Origin of the sequence: Lysinibacillus canaveralius (assembly GCF_047301505.1) — a bacterium.
In the GTDB taxonomy this organism is placed as follows: domain Bacteria; phylum Bacillota; class Bacilli; order Bacillales_A; family Planococcaceae; genus Lysinibacillus_B.
The window spans coordinates 1,455,833-1,473,535 of record NZ_CP154840.1; the positions used below are offsets into that span (position 1 = coordinate 1,455,833).

Annotated in this window: 14 protein-coding genes and 3 pseudogenes; 9 read left to right on the top strand and 8 right to left on the bottom strand. The window is 40.9% G+C overall.

The features are described 5' to 3' along the window. The first annotated feature begins 274 nt into the window (after positions 1–274). The 3 genes and pseudogenes from AA0Y26_RS07260 to AA0Y26_RS07270 all read left to right on the top strand — a co-directional run. Positions 275–1,261: a permease gene (locus tag AA0Y26_RS07260; RefSeq protein ID WP_413366440.1), complete on the top strand. Its 987-nt coding sequence runs from the start codon at positions 275–277 to the stop codon at positions 1,259–1,261. 12 nt (positions 1,262–1,273) lie between these two features. Next, positions 1,274–2,194 (top strand): TIGR03943 family putative permease subunit, encoded by a 921-nt coding sequence (locus AA0Y26_RS07265; protein WP_413366441.1) that lies wholly within the window; start codon positions 1,274–1,276, stop codon positions 2,192–2,194. A 463-nt stretch (positions 2,195–2,657) separates the two neighbouring features. Next, positions 2,658–2,876 (top strand): annotated as a pseudogene (locus AA0Y26_RS07270) (penicillin-binding protein); the annotation flags it as partial. Between the two features lie 249 nt (positions 2,877–3,125). On the opposite strand, the gene uvsE reads toward AA0Y26_RS07270, so the two are convergent. From uvsE to AA0Y26_RS07300, 6 genes and pseudogenes are all read right to left on the bottom strand, one after another. Then, positions 3,126–4,091 carry a UV DNA damage repair endonuclease UvsE gene (gene uvsE / locus AA0Y26_RS07275; protein ID WP_413366443.1) on the bottom strand — a complete coding sequence of 322 codons (966 nt, stop codon included), beginning with the start codon at positions 4,089–4,091 and terminating at the stop codon, positions 3,126–3,128. A gap of 510 nt (positions 4,092–4,601) precedes the next feature. Further along, on the bottom strand, positions 4,602–5,729 hold the full coding sequence (wecB, locus tag AA0Y26_RS07280; RefSeq protein WP_413366446.1) for a non-hydrolyzing UDP-N-acetylglucosamine 2-epimerase: 1,128 nt from the start codon (positions 5,727–5,729) through the stop codon (positions 4,602–4,604). 42 nt (positions 5,730–5,771) lie between these two features. After that, positions 5,772–7,382, bottom strand: coding sequence for a glycosyltransferase family 2 protein (locus AA0Y26_RS07285; protein ID WP_413366448.1), 1,611 nt, complete (start codon positions 7,380–7,382; stop codon positions 5,772–5,774). Positions 7,383–7,674: 292 nt separating this feature from the next. After that, positions 7,675–8,093 (bottom strand): annotated as a pseudogene (locus tag AA0Y26_RS07290) (NUDIX domain-containing protein). A 56-nt stretch (positions 8,094–8,149) separates the two neighbouring features. After that, positions 8,150–8,536 carry a hypothetical protein gene (locus AA0Y26_RS07295; protein ID WP_413366449.1) on the bottom strand — a complete coding sequence of 129 codons (387 nt, stop codon included), beginning with the start codon at positions 8,534–8,536 and terminating at the stop codon, positions 8,150–8,152. A 356-nt stretch (positions 8,537–8,892) separates the two neighbouring features. Beyond that, the gene (locus AA0Y26_RS07300) at positions 8,893–9,744 is read right to left on the bottom strand and encodes an MBL fold metallo-hydrolase (RefSeq protein ID WP_413366451.1); all 852 of its coding nucleotides are present in this window, start codon (positions 9,742–9,744) and stop codon (positions 8,893–8,895) included. Positions 9,745–10,132: 388 nt separating this feature from the next. Here AA0Y26_RS07300 and bioD point away from each other — a divergent pair, with 388 nt between their 5' ends. The 4 genes from bioD to bioB are packed head-to-tail and all read left to right on the top strand — an operon-like array spanning position 10,133 to position 13,775. Further along, a complete protein-coding gene (gene bioD / locus AA0Y26_RS07305; RefSeq protein WP_413366453.1) occupies positions 10,133–10,837 on the top strand; it encodes a dethiobiotin synthase in 705 nt (234 codons plus the stop codon). After that, a complete protein-coding gene (bioA, locus tag AA0Y26_RS07310) occupies positions 10,818–12,221 on the top strand; it encodes an adenosylmethionine--8-amino-7-oxononanoate transaminase (RefSeq protein WP_413366455.1) in 1,404 nt (467 codons plus the stop codon). The genes bioD and bioA overlap by 20 nt, the downstream gene beginning before the upstream one ends. Next, positions 12,188–12,769 (top strand): biotin transporter BioY, encoded by a 582-nt coding sequence (locus AA0Y26_RS07315; protein ID WP_413366456.1) that lies wholly within the window; start codon positions 12,188–12,190, stop codon positions 12,767–12,769. The genes bioA and AA0Y26_RS07315 overlap by 34 nt, the downstream gene beginning before the upstream one ends. A gap of 7 nt (positions 12,770–12,776) precedes the next feature. Next, the gene (gene bioB, locus AA0Y26_RS07320) at positions 12,777–13,775 is read left to right on the top strand and encodes a biotin synthase BioB (RefSeq protein WP_413366459.1); all 999 of its coding nucleotides are present in this window, start codon (positions 12,777–12,779) and stop codon (positions 13,773–13,775) included. Between the two features lie 113 nt (positions 13,776–13,888). On the opposite strand, the gene AA0Y26_RS07325 is transcribed toward bioB, so the two are convergent. Together AA0Y26_RS07325 and AA0Y26_RS07330 are read right to left on the bottom strand one after the other, a co-directional pair. After that, positions 13,889–15,967, bottom strand: a complete 2,079-nt coding sequence (locus AA0Y26_RS07325; RefSeq protein WP_413366461.1) for a thioredoxin domain-containing protein — start codon at positions 15,965–15,967, stop codon at positions 13,889–13,891. Between the two features lie 185 nt (positions 15,968–16,152). Further along, positions 16,153–16,482: a four-helix bundle copper-binding protein gene (locus AA0Y26_RS07330; protein WP_413366463.1), complete on the bottom strand. Its 330-nt coding sequence runs from the start codon at positions 16,480–16,482 to the stop codon at positions 16,153–16,155. A gap of 186 nt (positions 16,483–16,668) precedes the next feature. On the opposite strand from AA0Y26_RS07330, the pseudogene AA0Y26_RS07335 reads away from it, so the two are divergent. Together AA0Y26_RS07335 and AA0Y26_RS07340 are read left to right on the top strand one after the other, a co-directional pair. Further along, positions 16,669–16,773 (top strand): annotated as a pseudogene (locus AA0Y26_RS07335) (excalibur calcium-binding domain-containing protein); the annotation flags it as partial. A gap of 130 nt (positions 16,774–16,903) precedes the next feature. After that, complete coding sequence (locus AA0Y26_RS07340; protein ID WP_413366465.1) at positions 16,904–17,479, top strand: hypothetical protein; 576 nt, start codon at positions 16,904–16,906, stop codon at positions 17,477–17,479. Positions 17,480–17,703: the final 224 nt, after the last annotated feature.

Genomic DNA, 17,703 nt, shown 5'->3' on the forward strand with positions numbered 1-17,703 from the left:
ACAGGTTTTTTCTAATTCTCACTAAAGGAAGAAAGCTAATCTTCGTGTTCAGTGAAATAGGAAACAGAAAACATTTGCAAATCTTTATCATGAGAAAGCTTTTTGGGGCATATTTTAAATCGTAATCGCTCTTATTTATAAAATGACAGAGAGGCAGCGGCCATTCATAAACTAAAATTGCTGAAGGACGCCTTTTGTAAAGCAAAGAGTGATAGATGCTGCAGTCTTCTTCGTGGACAAGCATCGTTAAAATTTAGGAAAGTGAGGATTTCCCATGCAGTATACACATATGGCAGCCCCTAAAAAAACGTTCATGCTTCTTCTCTTTATTATCTGCTGTATATTTCTAGGCCCTCTTTTCATGTCGGATCAATTCAGCATGGAAGCTTTTCAACAGCTGAACACCATCTTCCTTAGCATCATCATTGAAGCGATTCCGTTTGTATTAATTGGCGTTCTGATCGCTGGTTTTATTCAGATCTTTGTAACGGAAGAGCATATCCGTAAATGGATACCAAAAAGTAAAATGAAAGCTGTATGGGTGAGCTGTATAGCCGGTTCTTTATTTCCAGCCTGTGAATGTGGTATTGTACCGATTGTTCGGAGATTGGTAGGGAAGGGCGTCCCGTTATATGCAGGGGTTGGCTTCTTATTAACTGGCCCGCTGATTAACCCAATCGTTATTCTCTCCACTTATATGGCATTCGGAAATGATATGAAAATGGCGCTGCTGCGCATGGGTGTTGGCTTTTTAGCAGCCCTGACGATCGCTTTACTCGTTAGCTGGCTGTTTCAAACAAATCAGTTAAAGCACAAAGAGCATTTTCATACTCATGATACGGCAGCCAAGCAACCATTGTTTCAACGGCTGAAAAACATGCTTCATCATTCCATCGACGAATTTTTTGATATGAGTAAGTATTTGATTCTTGGGGCCTTTGTCGCGGCGGCCCTACAAACATTCGTTTCCGCACAATCTCTTTTATTATTTGGAGACAGTATCTTTCATTCAACGATCATCATGATGGCACTCGCCTACTTTTTATCCTTATGCTCGGAGGCGGATGCATTCATCGGCGCGTCATTTAGAAACTTATTCCCTTCGACATCGATCTTGGCATTTTTAATTTATGGTCCAATGATTGATTTAAAAAACACGATTATGTTATTAAACGTGTTCAAGGCAAAATTTGTTTTCCTCTTATTGTTTTTAATCACCGTTATCGTTTTTATCTTTGTACATCTAACAACCTTTATATAGGGAGGACAGATTATGTATGTTGATTTTCAACATATTATCAAGACCATTATTTTAGGTATATTTGCCTCGTTTTTCATTATGCTTCATAGCAGCGGGGACATTTTGAAATATGTTAACCCAAAATATGAATACATCAGTAAAATCGCTATGGTTATTTTTGTCTGTCTTTTTCTGATTCAAATCTTTCGGATTCTGCAAAAGAAAAAGCGGGCCGGACATGTTTGCACGTCAGGGTGTGAGCATGACCATCACGGCAATGGGGTGTTAAGCTTACGAAAAGTTTTCGGCTATAGTATTATTGCATTTCCGATGGTTACAGGGTTCACCTTTGAACCTGCTACACTGAATGCAAAGATTGCCGGAAATAAAGGGTTGTTTGCGCAAATAAGCAAAGGAAATGAGGATCCAAGCGAGAAGCCATCTTTAACGGAGAATGCTGAATCACTTACTGAAAAAGAGAATATAGATATTTACTCGGAAGAATATAATCCTATACCAAACAACAATTATATGTCGGAAGAAGAATTGGATGACAAAAAGAAGTTGCTTCAGGCATCAGAAACCATTGAAATGAGAGAAGATATTTTCGGTTCTTATTACGGATCCATTAATAAAGCGCCTCAAGACTATATTGGCAGGAAAATTAAAATGAGCGGCTTTGTCTTTAAGGAGGAAGGCTTTACGAGTGACCAGCTTGTATTATCTCGCTTTATGATTACCCACTGTCTGGCAGATGCAAGTGTCCTTGGATTTCTAACGCAGTTTGAGGAAGCAAGTATGTTTGAGGAAGATACTTGGCTCGAAATGGAGGGCGTTCTGGATGTTACGACCTATGATGGGTATGAGATGCCCATTATCAAAGCGACCAGCTGGAAAGTAATAGATGAACCAGCTGAGCCTTACGTATTCCCTGTCATAACATTGCTGCAATAGTAGTGGAAGATGAGAAGTAAAACCACGCTATACATGATCAAAAAAGTAAAGCCCTCTAATATCACAGAAAAATACAAAGTACAAAAGAATATTTAGAATAAACAAATACCCGTTACATAGACAGTAAAAATGTTAACCGCAGAAGACCTCTAATTGAAATAATAGACTAGAGCAGATGAACGAGGTGTTTTTCAAAAATCAAATACAGGTTAGTTAAAATTAGCGTGAAATTTTAAGTATTCAAACGCAACTGAATAAATGCACTGGCAAATTAGACTACAGAACAAAATTTAGATAAGGATTTTTCTTCGCTTTTTTAGTTTAGGAGTATGGAAGCAGGGGATTTATAAAATTCAGAACGCCGGAAATAAAACATAATTGAAAAGTAACTTTTCATTTAGTTAAGTTATAAAAATGGTAATTAGAGCATTATCAGAACCGTTGTAATAAAAGACATGATAGACCGCAAAGAGGAAAAGGCTGGGTTGGACTAGGTGTGTTTCCAGCAGGTTCTGAAAAAGAAATAGAAATTCAATCACTCGGTTGGGGAGTAGGTTTTCAATGTATGATGGCGGCGTTTCCTTATTTAGAAAAAAAGGCAGTCATCATGACAAATAGTGAATTAGGTGTTCATCAGATGGAAGGGATTATAGGAGAAATATATAGAACGCTTATATCCTAAGAAGCGTTATTGAAGTAACAGTTGCTTTACCTTAAATAATCATCTTCAACAATCGGGCGCTTTCCTAGAAAAAGGGGAAGGCCCAGGGGATCATCCTTTACCGAAGAATCTAATGGTTTCAGTTTCTGATACCTCACATTTTTACATAGAGCAATTACTACACAAATTTTGTCTGTTTGATTAGAAAGCGAAAGTCAATGGAATAAAGGGCTATACTGACACTGGAGATTTCTCCAGTGCCAGTGATTATCACTTTAAATAAAAGGAAGATCCATCAATCATTTCTACATCTTCTCTATGTTTTATTTGCTCAATCAAACGAAATAACGCTTCATCTTTCTTTTTTGCCTCAATCATACAATGTATTTCCGGTACTGTTCCTTTGATTTCTTTTAAATATCTGAAAAACATGTCTACGTCCACATAATCAGAATGATGACGGAATTCTCTCTCGCTTTTAGGACTTGAAATATGCATTTTTATTGGCAACGGTGAATCCTTCCAAGTCGCTACAATTCGGTCCCACTTATCCTCCCATTTTCCATTATAATGATGAGCGAGATGGTGATGATAATCAAATACAAGTGGTATTTCTAATTTTTCACATAGATATAACGTATCATCAACTGTAAAAGAAGTATCGTCATTTTCAAGCATAACCATCTTTTGAATTGCTCTTGGAACATCCATCCAATTATCAACGAATCGCTCCAAAGATTTCTCGGTTTCTTTATAGTTCCCACCAACATGTAGAACACATCGGTGCGTCGGATCTATTTTCATTCCCTTTAACAATAAATAATGCATCTTTAACGTTTTTAAAGAGTTTCTGACTACTTCTGTTCTTGGTGAATTAACGACGACAAAATGATCAGGATGGAAATCAATTCGTATATTATGTTTTCTTGCGTACGCGCCTATTTCAGTTAACTTCTCTGATAATGGTTTTATATAATTCCAATCAGGTAGTGCTTCATGGTTAGCTAAAGGAATCAATCGAGAGGTTAAGCGATAGAAATGAATTTCTTTAAAGACATTATGTTTTAATAGCCTAAGTGTATGTTCTAAATTTGTCAGTGCAATTCGCTCTAATTTTCGTATGGCCGCTTCACGATCTTTAATTTTTTGAAATTGAGTGAATGTCATCGATTGAGACGGAGAAGCATTTTTTAGTTCCATACTCATCGCAACATAACCTAATCGTACAATCGTCATTTTCCCACCTCATCTGTAGTATGTATCGTAGTAGACAAACTTATTATCCAATAATGCGTTTAATTAAATCGCCGGACGTTTCTCCTCTATTTGAAATAACGGATGATTGAGGGAGTGTTTACGAAAGCGGCGGAGGCGATATTTCCTGCGGCGCAGGGATTACGTATAAGTGGACAAAGACAATCGGTACGATTCATGAAGGGGCAACAAAACTCATTTTTCAGCCGACCATAATCCTGAGCCTGATGTATGGAAAAGGGCGTGAAGAATTGCCGATGGACCCGATTGAGGTGCCGATGGAATAGTAGAAGAAAACCATCTCGCTAGCGAGAAGGTTATTTCTTAAGCTTTATTTAATTAAGTACCTCAGACAGCAGCATAAAAGGTTTAAAATCATAAATTTCCGTCCGGTTTTCTATTAATCAATGGGTGCTTTATTCTATACACAAAAGCACCCATTCCTTTTTTAGTAAGTCCACAATAACCTTCTTGCTCCATGCAGGCGAAGCTTTAGAAAACCCCTTTATTTACTTGCAGGTTTTTTAGAAAGTCGGCAATTTGTCTGGAAGCAGTTCCATCGCCGTATGGGTTAGGAATTTGAGCCATCTTTTTGTATTCCTGAGAATCTTCAAGTAACGTTCTGGCTGCTTTTACAATTTCGGCTTCATTTGTGCCTACTATTTTCAAGGTGCCGGCTTTTACACCCTCAAGACGTTCCGTGCTTTCCCTGGCGACAAGAACAGGAATATCAAGTGCAGGGGCCTCCTCTTGAATACCCCCGGAATCTGTGATAATCATATAGGACTGTTTCATAAGGTGAGAAAAACTCTCATAATCCAATGGGTCCATTATATGGATTCGATCACTTTTACTACCTGTTAATAGATAATCATTTACCTGTTTTCTCACATTGGGGTTCGGATGGACAGGGAAAATGATTTCAATATCGTTGAAGTCTTCGGTCAATTGCTTCAATGCATTATAAATGCCTTTTAGTTTATGGAAATTTTCACGGCGATGTGTTGTAACCAAGATAATACGTTTTCCTCTATCGATTATCGTTTGCAAGTGTGGAGGGAAAGTAAATGTTCTGTTGGTAATATCTAAAAGTGCATCGATGACAGTGTTTCCAACAACTTTTATCCTTTCATTTGCAATGCCTTCTGCTATAAGATTGTTTTTGTTTGTTTCTGTTGGTGCAAAATGATAGCTGCTTAAGCTTGCGACAAGTTTTCGGTGCATTTCTTCTGGGAAAGGAGAATACAGTTGAAATGTACGTAGTCCTGCTTCCACATGCCCAATTGGAATCTGTTTCAAAAAAGCAGCATAAGCTCCCGCAAACGTTGTGGCAGTGTCACCCAGCACCAGTACAAGATCAGGTTCTTCTATATCTAGTATTTTACCGATGCTCGTTATCATTACGGATATCATTTCATCTAGTTTTTGGTTAGGTTTCATCAGCTTTAAATCATACTTAGGCTGCAAAGAAAACAATGCTAACACTTGATCTAACATCTCTTTATGTTGACCGGTGTTAAGTAATACACATTCTAATTCTTTTGATTTTTCTATTGCCTGAATTAACGGAGCTAGTTTTATTCCCTCAGGGCGAGTTCCAAAAACAATCAAAATCTTCAAGTGGTTACACCTCTCTTTCTCTATTAGTGTTTTTGTTTTGCGTTACCGGGGAATTAAATTTATTGTTGTAATATACCCTTCAGCTTCCTCGAAATGTGCTTCGTATTCATTTCCCCAGCGTTTTAGTGTCTCATTTACAACGACACGAAATTGCCTGTTTAATCTTTCTTTATCTATTAGCGTTATATTATTGGTATGGCGGCGCTGATGGTATAGAGTCTGGTCGATCCAGTGGATATCAAACTGTTCGACAATTCTTAAAAACATCAGGAAATCATCTGCCAAAAGCGGTTCTCCGTCTATCGACGTGACCCAGCCTTTTAATTGTTTAAGAGCTGATAGTCTATACATACGAGGGGCGTGTGTCTGGAAATTCTGTAATACTTCGTACTTATTTGAACTCGGAATGCCTTTATATTCGGGTCCTTCTATTAGCTGCCCATTTTCTTCAAACCAAACTTTTCGATTGGCAAAAGCCATTCCCACCTTGGAAGGTAAATTGTCCATCTCATTTATCATAATCTCCAATGTGTTAGGGTCGATCCAATCATCTCCATCTAATTCAAGGACGTATTCTCCTAATACATAACGTAAGCCGATATTTAATGCTTTCGCTTTATGCCGTTTGTGTAAATGCACAGGAATCAGCCTCAAATCATGCACCGAGTAGATTTTCTCCAATGTACTATCGGTTGATCCTATGTCGAGTACGACCAGGTGAAAGTTGGAATAAGTTTGGTTTAATACACTTTGGATACAATCCTTTATATAGTTTTCATGGTTATGGGCTGTAATAATAACTGTAACTTTAGGTATATCAAGATTTTTTCTCCTATGCTCGACACTTGCAGCCATACTTTGTATATAAAGTTCCTCACTTGGGGTAATCGTTGTTAAAGAATGCTTCCCATTTAAGCGATACTCCATCAATAATTCAGGTATAAACTTGAATTCACCAAGCGGCATCAATTTGATCCAAAACTCATGGTCATGAACTAATGGATACTTGGAATCATAGCCGCCTGCCTTTTCAAAAGCTTCCCTTGTGAAAAGAAACGAAGCACCAACGAAACAAGCCAACATGATTTCCTCTTTCGGACGATTCATCATATTAAACAATGCTGTGTACCATTCCTGTCCAAAAGAATGTGATTGCCCGTGTTCATCAATGGGTTGATACATAGAATAAACAAGCACGGTGTTCGAAGGAGCGCTAGTCATTGTTGCTACCAATCTTTCGAGAAAATTAGGCTTCTGTCTATTATCACTGGAAACCCACGTTAAATAGGAACAATCTAGCAAGTGCTCGTAGCCTTCATTTAGCGAATAGGCGATCCCTTTATTTTCAGTCCGGTGAATAATGGTATAGGGACATGTTAAAATACCTGAAACTTCATAAACTGCTTTTACAGTCTCGTCATTTGCGCCATCGATGACAATAACTAATTTGAAGTCTCGATAGGTTTGGTTTTCTATTGATTGTATACATTCCAGTAAATAACTTCTTTCTTGGTTATACACCGGAAGTACAACGCCTACCCTGTTATTATGCTGACCGTCATCCAGACGGGTACTAGCAATTTCTTCGGTTACCTGTTTCGGTTGAAGTCTGCTGTATAATCGGTTGTACCATTTAAACTTCTTTAATGACATTTTGTTCTCCTTTCATAGATTCTTAACGGCACAGAAACCGTCTATAAAGTAATCTATGAAATTTTTGAAGATTTGAAAGGGCTATTTATATAAAAATCATATTAGTACTTTTTTATTTGGTTATTTTTCTCAATATAAAAGTGGAATTTATGAAGAAATGCAACAAGGCTTATTATTCAGCCGATTGCTTGATTGAGGCTGATATAGGAGAAAAATAGTGAGGGCCGCCGATTGGAGTGCGATTAAGAAGATACGTAGAAGACAAGGGGTTCCTTTTTGAAAACAGGCTGCCTTAAAAGAAAGGTTCAGCAGCCTGAATACTTTTTAAAAAAAAAATCGGGGAGAGGGAATGGCCGAGTATTTCTTCTGTTGTAAGTCAACATACATTTTCTATTTCATCAGGACATTTGGCAAATGCTTTTCCGGACTCATGTTCACAAAGGAAAACAATGTCTACTACATTGATGCCGCTCTCTGTGACAAAGGATGTACTACGGATATATTTCGTTTTCCTTTTTATCTGAATTCCGATTTCTTCAAAAATCTCTCGCCTCCATGTATTTCTAAAACATTCGAAGAGCGATCTATTGTTTCTATTTTACCGCCGACTAGTGAAAGTAAGCCTCAAGCATGCTTCTCTTTATTACTTCGTTCGATAATAATCCAATTGTCATTTCCTCTTATTGCTCCTTCTACATTTACAACAAACAACTATCGACACCTCCCATATAAAAATATCTGTTAAAGGCTTATGGGAAGCGGTTTATCTATACTTTCAGCCAGCTCCCCGTTGCCCAAAGAATGGCAAAACCAAAAAGCAGGGAAAAAGCAGCATCAAAATAAAGAGTCCACTGTCTCTTGGATTCCGGTACATTTACTCCGACATACAATCCTTCAACGAAGCTGGCTAAGCCGGCAATAATGGAACTGCAGGAGGCGACAATTAAACCACTCAGGGTAGGGTTCGAATCTATGAAGGAAAACCCTATGATGAGTAAAAGAAGGACTAGACCTGTTTGAGTGTATGTAATAGGCTTTGGACATTTATAGGGAATGGATTTATCAACTTTCCGGTCTAAAAGCCAGTGAATGCCGGCAAATATAGCTAAAAAGCAAATAAATAGAAAGGGCAATGCCTCTTTATTTGATAACATGAACTCGTATAGCAACACAGACACCTCCAATTTCCCCTACGAAAAGGGAGTAAATATTCCATTGATTTTACCATATATTACTTATTAGTTGGAAGGTATTGTTGTAAAAGTATGAAGTGTGAAAAGGATAGTAGCATTTTATTAACGAAGCTCAACAGAAGAAACAGGGGGCAAAATGGAAGCACGTAGTTAAAAGGGCAATGCCGTTAAGGCGGCGTTACGTCGAAGTTCTACAATTAAATACAAGCTGCTTTATGTATCTGTCGGTGACAACCCGGAGATACTTAAAGCAGCTTTTTTATGTGTATAGACTTTACTGAAGAGCGATCAAAAAGGGAAGACTATACTAGCTACGCTTACTGTAAATCTTTATTGACATACTTACCGTAATCCGGAACGGCAATTGTATCGAATTCACGGACTAATTTCCCTAGGGTGTTTGCTAACAATTCACCTGATAGCGGCATACCGTGTCCCGTAACAGCTACTGTCGGCTTTAGTGCTTCCAATTTTATGACAGATTCCTTTGCTGCTTTCCAGTCTGTTGTAAGGTATCTTGGGGGACCGGTTACTTCCAGTTCCTGTGTTAACACTTTATAAAGGGAATCCTGTTTGACAGTAACAAATGCATCCCCTGCAATTAATGCTCTGTCTTCATCCCTGAACAATGATACATGTCCCGGTGAATGTCCTGGAGTGTGAATCCAGCGGAAACCTGGCATGTGGGGAATGCTGCCATCCTGAGGAAGAGTTTGTACATGGTCCCCTAAATTAATAGGTTCATTCGGAAACATTGGTGACATTTTTGCGACCATACCGCCTTCAACAGTTGGGTCCGGTTCCGGATAGCTCATCTTCCCCGTTAAGAAAGGTAATTCTGCCTCATGCGCATAAACAGGAATTTCCCACTGCTTCACTAAATCAATAATAGCCCCAACATGATCAAAATGGCCATGCGTTAAAATAATTGCCTTCGGGCGGCTATTAGGTCCAAAATGGCTTTCTACGGCCGCAATAATATCATCGGCTGACCCAGGCATTCCTGCGTCCACTAAAACAAAGCCGTCTTTATTGCCAGCTAATATCACATTAACAATTTGGACAGTGAAGCTGTATAAATCAGGCAATACTTCAATTCCGACGCCGCTACCTATAGAAGTTGTAGGAATGTATTTATAATCATCTCCGTAATGCATATCTTTTTCCATTGATAATCCTCCCTTGTATAACTAACTATCGTTTTATTTTCTGCTATAAAACATATTGTTATTCCTGTATAAACGACAAAAGTAAAACGAAAATTCTCTGAAACTTATTTACTACAAGAGACGTTTTACCAGGTCACGTAGCTATGGAGCTTTTTTATACGTGCATTTTATTTTCATTGTAAAAAAGTTATTGAAAACTCTTGGGGCAGGCACATAAAAAGTCCTGATTCTTTAAGCTAATTGGAAATCAGTAGAAGATACAAGTAATGATTACACGGCTGCAGCATAGTTAAAAAATCTCAGAAATATAAAATATCATTTACAAAATAAAAAACTTTGTGTTAACTTAAAATTATATTTAGTTAACACAAAAAAAGAGGTGAGAGGAATGCCGCATTTTTGGGTAGTCGGGACAGATACGGATGTTGGGAAAACATGTATCACTACATTGCTCATGCGTCAATTACAGCAGCATAATTTTCGGACATTGCCATACAAGCCCGTACAAACGGGGGCAGTAACTGAGCAGGGGAGAACATATTATCACGATACAAAAATGTATGAAACATACTCATTACAAAAATTAAATACTGCAGTACTGAACAGTTATTCGTTCAAGGAGCCTGCATCTCCTCATTTTGCTGCACACCTGGAGGGTCAGCAAATCGATCAGGAGCGCTTAATACAGCATATACAGACATTAAAGCAAATATGTGATGTGGTGATTTGTGAGGGAGCAGGCGGCATCATGGTACCAATGGAACCGGAAGGAAAAAGTACATTGCTTGATGTAATCGTGGAAAGCTGTTTGCCGGTTGTTGTAGTGGCACATACAAAGCTTGGAACGATCAATCATACGCTGCTAACACTTGAAGCTTTGGCAGCACGAAGAGTAGAGGTACTCGGGCTTGTCTTCAATGGACACACACAGACAGCTATAGAAGTGAATAATATCGAGACTATTTTACACTATCAAAAATTGCCGTATGCTGTGGTCCCGCAGCTTCAGAATATTCAACAGGTAATAGATTACCCGATTCAACATACATCATTATTTGAAAGGCTGTTGCAGCATGAAGCAAGCGTTAACTGACTTACAAGCAAGAGATTTACAGTACGTGTGGCATCCGTGCTCGCAAATGAAGGATTATGAACAGTTCCCTCCGATTGTTATCAAAAGCGGGGAAGGTGTATGGCTGTATGACGAAAACGGTAATCGCTATTTAGATGCGGTGTCATCCTGGTGGGTGAACTTATTCGGCCATGCAAATAAACGGATCAGCCAGGCATTGAGCGAGCAGGCATTTACATTGGAACATGTGATTTTTGCCAATTTCACTCATGAACCCGCCGTGAAGGTAGCGGAAAAATTGGTCGCCTTAACGCCATCCGGCTTAAACAAAGTATTTTTTGCAGACAACGGATCCGCATCGATTGAAGTAGCATTAAAAATGAGCTTTCAATACCATATGCAAACAGGCAAGACGCAGAAGAAACGATTCCTGGCCTTAACGGATGCCTATCACGGGGAGACGCTTGGGGCATTGTCGGTAGGAGGTGTGGATCTTTATAACGAAGTCTATCAGCCGCTTTTACTAGATACAGTGCGGGCGCAGGGACCAGATTGTTTCCGCTGTCCGTTTCATGATAAACCCGATAGCTGTCAGGCCCAGTGCATTCATTTTATAGAAAAGGAACTGGAGGCTCACCACGAGGAAATTACTGCAGTCATTATCGAGCCTTTAATCCAAGCAGCTGCGGGCATGAAAATGTATCCTGCGCTTTATCTGAAAAAGCTGCGCGAGCTGTGTACAAGCTATGATGTACATCTCATTGCAGATGAAGTAGCAGTCGGTTTTGGACGCACGGGTACCTTATTTGCCTGCGAGCAGGCAGGTATATCACCGGACTTTATGTGTTTATCCAAAGGGCTGACAGGGGGGTACTTACCGCTTTCTGCCGTGCTGACGACTGATGAAATTTATGACGCTTTCTATGATGAATACGGCACAATGAAAGCCTTCTTACATTCCCACAGCTACACAGGCAATACACTGGCATGTCGGGTAGCACTGGAAGTCTTAACGATGTTCGAGGAGGAAAACTATATCGAACTGGTTCAACAAAAAGGGGATCTCATGAGAAAGCTGGCAATTGAAGCATTCAGTCACCTTCCATATGTCGGAGAATATCGGCAGATTGGACTTGTCGGCGCAATTGAGCTTGTAGCAGACCCTTTATCAAAGGAGCCGCTGCCTGGTGAAGAGCGCATCGGCTATCAAATCTATCAGAGGGCGCTAGCGAAGGGGCTGCTTATACGGCCGCTTGGCAATATTTTATACTTTATGCCGCCCTATGTTATTTCAGAGGAAGAGATGCGTTTCATGATCGAGACAACAAGACAAACAATTGAGACATTTTTTGCAGAACGGGAGGAAAAGGTATGCAGCAGCGATCAACAACACTCTCTCTTGTAATGATGGCAATGTTTGCTGCTTTGACAGCAATCGGCGCCTTTATTAAAGTACCGCTGCCAGTCGTTCCCTTCACATTGCAGATTGTATTTGTGTTTTTAGCAGGATGCCTGCTTGGCAGCCGCAACGGTATACTGAGTCAGCTTTTGTATATAGGCGTCGGCTTAGTTGGGTTGCCTGTATTTACGCAGGGTGGTGGCATTACATATGTGCTGCAGCCGACATTTGGCTATTTAATCGGCTTTGCAGCTGCAGCATTTCTCATTGGCTGGATGCTTGAAAGAATCGAGGCACCGACGAAAAAGCACTTTATCGGTGCAAATGTTGCAGGGCTGCTCATTATTTACGCGATTGCCGTACCGTATCTTTATGTCTCGCTGAATTTTTGGCTGGACATTCAAACGAGCTGGTCACATATTTTTCTAGTCGGATTTTTAAGCAGTATTGTCGCAGACTTTTGTCTGGCAATCGTGACGGCACTGCTGGCAGAGCGGCTGTACCATGTTTTCCGCACTGCTCGGTCATATAAACTATTACATGAAAAAGGGTGAAGAGAAAATGAACTGGTTACAATTGGCAAATGAAGTGATTGAGGGAAAAATCATTAGCAATGAAGAAGCTTTGGCAATTTTAAATAGTGATGATGATGAGTTGTTAAAGATCATGGACGGCGCTTTCGCGATCCGCAAGCATTATTACGGCAAAAAGGTTAAATTGAATATGATTATGAATGCAAAAAGCGGCTACTGTCCGGAAGATTGCGGATACTGTTCCCAGTCTTCAAAATCAACAGCACCTATTGATAAATATCCGTTCATTACGAAAGATGAGATTTTGGCAGGAGCAAAGCGTGCGTTTGAAAATAAAATCGGCACTTACTGCATCGTGGCAAGCGGCCGCGGCCCGACGCGTAAGGATGTAAACGTCGTCAGTGAAGCAGTGGAAGAAATCAAGGAAAAGTACGGCTTGAAAGTCTGTGCATGTCTTGGACTGTTAAAGGAAGAACAGGCACAGCAATTAAAAGAAGCGGGAGTGGACCGCTACAATCATAACTTAAATACATCAGAACGCCATCATTCTTATATCACTACTTCTCATACGTATGAAGACCGTGTCAATACAGTGGAAGTTGTGAAAAAGCACGGTATTTCCCCTTGCTCAGGAGCCATTATCGGAATGAAGGAAACAAAAGAGGATGTTGTACAGATTGCACGGGCGCTTCATCAGCTGGATGCTGACTCCATCCCGGTTAACTTCCTGCATGCGATTGACGGGACAAAGCTTGAAGGAACGAAGGAATTAAACCCGCGCTATTGTTTGAAGGTGCTGGCGTTATTCCGCTATATAAACCCGACAAAGGAAATTCGTATTTCTGGCGGGCGCGAGGTGAATCTAGGCTCCCTTCAGCCGCTTGGTATGTATGCAGCCAACAGTATTTTTGTAGGTGACTATTTAACGACTGAAGGCCAAGAGGTCAACAGTGATTATCTGATGCTTGAAGATTTAGGATTTGAAATCGAGCTGACGGAAAAGCAAACGGAAGCGTTCTGCTCATAATAGCCGGAAAAAGCGCAGGATCTGGTCATGGCCGATCACTGCGCTTTCTGTTTAGAGAAAAGCTGCTTACTGGAGCGGTGAAACCGCTAATAACAAAGTACGGTTTATCTTGCTTATCCTTCCAGCATCTGCTGGATGTCTTCTGGATCATGCACAGGCTGCTGGCAAGCGTAGTTTTTACAAATGTAAAAATTGGCTCCTTCTTTTGCTGGCTGATATTCCGAAAGGGTGGGTATAAGTTCTTTGTATGTTTCTGCATCCTCACAATATAGATAAATGGTGTTTGGCTGAAATTCCTTTTTCAATACGGATAGCAGCTGTTTTTGTTCAGGTGATAGTTTACCGACCATGATTACTTCCTTTGTGCCTTCAATCAGCAGCATATAGGAAATCAGCAAGTAGAGGAAACCTTCAGGCTGGGCATAGATCGTCCGTGCACCGAGCTGTAAGAGTGTGATGACTTTCTCTTCATAATCAGATCTATTTGTAAGGCGGGCCAGGCGTATAAGCGAAACGGCGGCGATACTGCTGCCAGAGGGAATAGCGCCGTCTTGTATTTCCCTTTGGCGTATCAGTAGTGCTTCAGCATCGCTTCCTGTCATGAAAAAGCCGCCTTCCTCGTGATCCCAAAACAGCTCTATCATAGCATCTGCAAGCTGTATGGCCTTTTGCAGCCATTCAGGAGAAAAGGTTGCTTCATACAGCTCTGTATAAGCCCAAAGCACAGCTGCATAATCATCGAGTATACCGTATTCCTTTACCTCACCATTTCGGTAGCGGCGCATCAACCGTCCAGATTGGAAAAGCTGCTCCTCTAAAAAGCGCATAGCCCCTACAGCGAGCAGCTCCACGCCCTCATCCTGAAGAACTGCATTTGCCTTCGCAAGGGCAGCAATCATCAAACCGTTCCAGCTCGTTAAAATCTTGTCATCCTTATTAGGGTGCATCCGCTGTTCACGAACCTCGAACAGCATTTGACGTGCCTTTTCTAATTTTTGCTGAAGGGAGTCGAGATTCATTCCATTTTCCCTTGCTATGTCTGTCAGGTTTGTATGAACAAGGTGAGGGACGTTCTTTCCTACGAAATTGCCTTCGGCTGTTATATGCAAGGCTTGGCAGTAAATCTCACCGAGCTCCTCGCCAAGATAACTCATTACTTCATCCCTTGTCCATGTATAAAACTTGCCTTCCTCCTGCTCCGTATCTGCGTCTTCGGCACTATAAAATCCGCCTTCCGGAGATGTCATGACACGGCGGATGTAGGTGAGCAGCTCCCGCATTTTCTGCTCATAGAAGCTATCTTTTGAGACCTGATACGCCTCTGCTGTTGTATAAAGAAGAAGAGCATTATCATACAGCATTTTTTCAAAGTGAGGAACGATATACGTTTCATCTACCGAGTAGCGGGAAAATCCAAAACCGATCTGGTCATAGATGCCGCCGTTGTAAAGGCTTTGCAGCGTATTCAATGCCATCTTTTCAGCTACGCGCTCATCATTGAATTTTGCAAAGCGCAAAAGAAACATAAGCTGGTGCGGCATCGGAAATTTCGTTTCCCTTCCAAAGCCCCCGTATAGATTGTCATACGTTTTGTACAATTGCTCAAAGGCTATGTCAAAGACAGAGGGGGGAAGTGTCCCTGCTGCCTGCTGGGCCTGCAGCTGCATTAATGCCTCCTTGATTTCTGCGCCGACTGAGATGACTTGGGCCTGGTCTTTTTCGTAAAGCTTATGCAAGTGAACGATAAGCTCATGGAAACCAACCATCTTCAACGAAGTTTTCTTTGGATAATAAGTTCCTGCGTAAAATGGTACCTGCTCGGGCGTCATAAAGATGGAGAGCGGCCATCCACCGTGTCCGTCCATCATGATACAGACATTCATATACAGATTGTCAATATCAGGCCGCTCTTCGCGATCGACTTTGATAGCGATGTAATGTTCATTCAAGTAATTGGCGATTTCCTGGTCCTCAAAGCTCTCTCTTGCCATCTGGTGGCACCAGTGGCATGTAGCGTAGCCGATAGATAGGAAAATCGGCTTCTTCTCCTCCATAGCCCGTTCAAATGCCTCATCTCCCCAAGGATACCAATTGATCGGCTGATGGGCATGCTGCAGCAAATAGGGAGAATTTGTTTCAATGAGCCAGTTATGTTCTTGCGAGGGTCTTGCATGCCGTGGCTTGTTGTCCAATTGCAAACACTTCCTTTACGATTATTGCCGGTCTCCTTAAAGCGGCCGTACCGAAGCTGGCCAGTTATGCTTAATATGCCCAAAAAAACAGAAAAGACGCCCATTAATTGGACGTCTTGCCTTTTGTAAAATATAGAACCCTCGCCTCATGCTTCTTATTAAAAAATATTACAAGGGTGAAAAAATTAAGCCGCCAGTTTTCTGCAAGCCTCTGCACATGCAAAACATGCATCCGCGCATTGTTGGCAATGGTCATGATCGTGTTTTTTACATTCATTGCCGCATGCTTCACAAACAGTTGCACAGACAGAAGCAAGCGCTGCAGCAAATGGAGTATTTCGAGCTAACGCGGTTTCTAAAAAGTTACAGATATCTGCACATTCCCGGTCCAATCTAATGCATTCAGCCATCATATTTAGATCGTCTTCCTTTAGACAAGCATCGAAGCAATGATTGCAGGCAGCCATACATTCGTGTAACGCCTGAATTAATCCTTGGTGGTGTTCATGTGACATATTCTATTCCTCCTCGTTGTGAATGGATGTTAGTCTCTATACTGGTACCCCTATAACGTATGATAAAACATTCAAAATGATTTGGAGCGGACTTGAATGGAATAGACATAGGAAAAGACAGCTCGCGAAGCACAGGCAAAGTGGGAAGCTCAACAACAGCAGGTGCAGAATAAAACGTATCAAACCTGTACGGGATTACGTCAGGACTATCCAAATGGGGTTGCTAGCTCTCATCCTGCTTATACTTTGAAAATGGATAGAGATAAAGACAATTGGGCATGTGAACGATAAATAATACAAGCCAAACAGTGGGCCATATAAAGGCGCACTGTTTTTGTTTGTATGAGCGCATATACTAAGGAGATTCATCCAGAACTCCACATATCGTTTGACAATATGGGGACGATTAGGAGGTGTTCCATTGTTTTTTGTGTCCAAGAAAGATCAGGAAATTAAAATTCGGAATATGGGTCGGCTTGATGCCTATTTCGTGACCGTGCAGGCGGGAGATATCCAGTTTATGCTTCGTGAACTAGGGTCAAGATATGCTGTCCATTTTTCCGTTGATGATAATGTTCAGACGGCCGAGGTACTTGCTGTAGCTGGAAAGAGCGTCATAACACAAGAGTTTGAGCGGGAGGAGTCAGGGAAGTTTGTAGAGCGGATTAAGCAAATCATCCCAAAGGAAACGATTGTTCAGCTGATGCTGAAGGAATTTTCCTCACTCGAAGCACCTATTTCCCATCCACTTTATGATAAGCACCCGCTTATTGCACCGTTTGTTGAGATGCTCTTTGTCGAAAGCGAAAATGAATACCAATCGATCGGTCCTGAAAAGCAGGACTTCGAGGGTTATCTCGAAAAGGAATATAACGTTGAGCTAATTCCCTCCGAAGAAATGGAAATGATTCTGGCCAAGGCTGTTACAGCCATGAAGCTTCTGCATCTGACTGAAAAGGACCTGGCGAAGGAGTTTTTCAAAAATATTCAAGTATAGAGCAAAATATCGAAGGAGAATGGGGTGCGTCAGGAAGACGGACCCTGTTTTCGAATGGATGCTGTATTATTCGCTGAAAAAGAGACATCCTTTCGGAAAATCGCCTTTTATAATATGTCCTCATTTTCGAATATGAATAGTCTGTACTTCCAAGTTCATGCTGATTCTATAATTACTTCAACACCCTACTAATGAATTCTCAATATTTGCACATTCTATTTGCA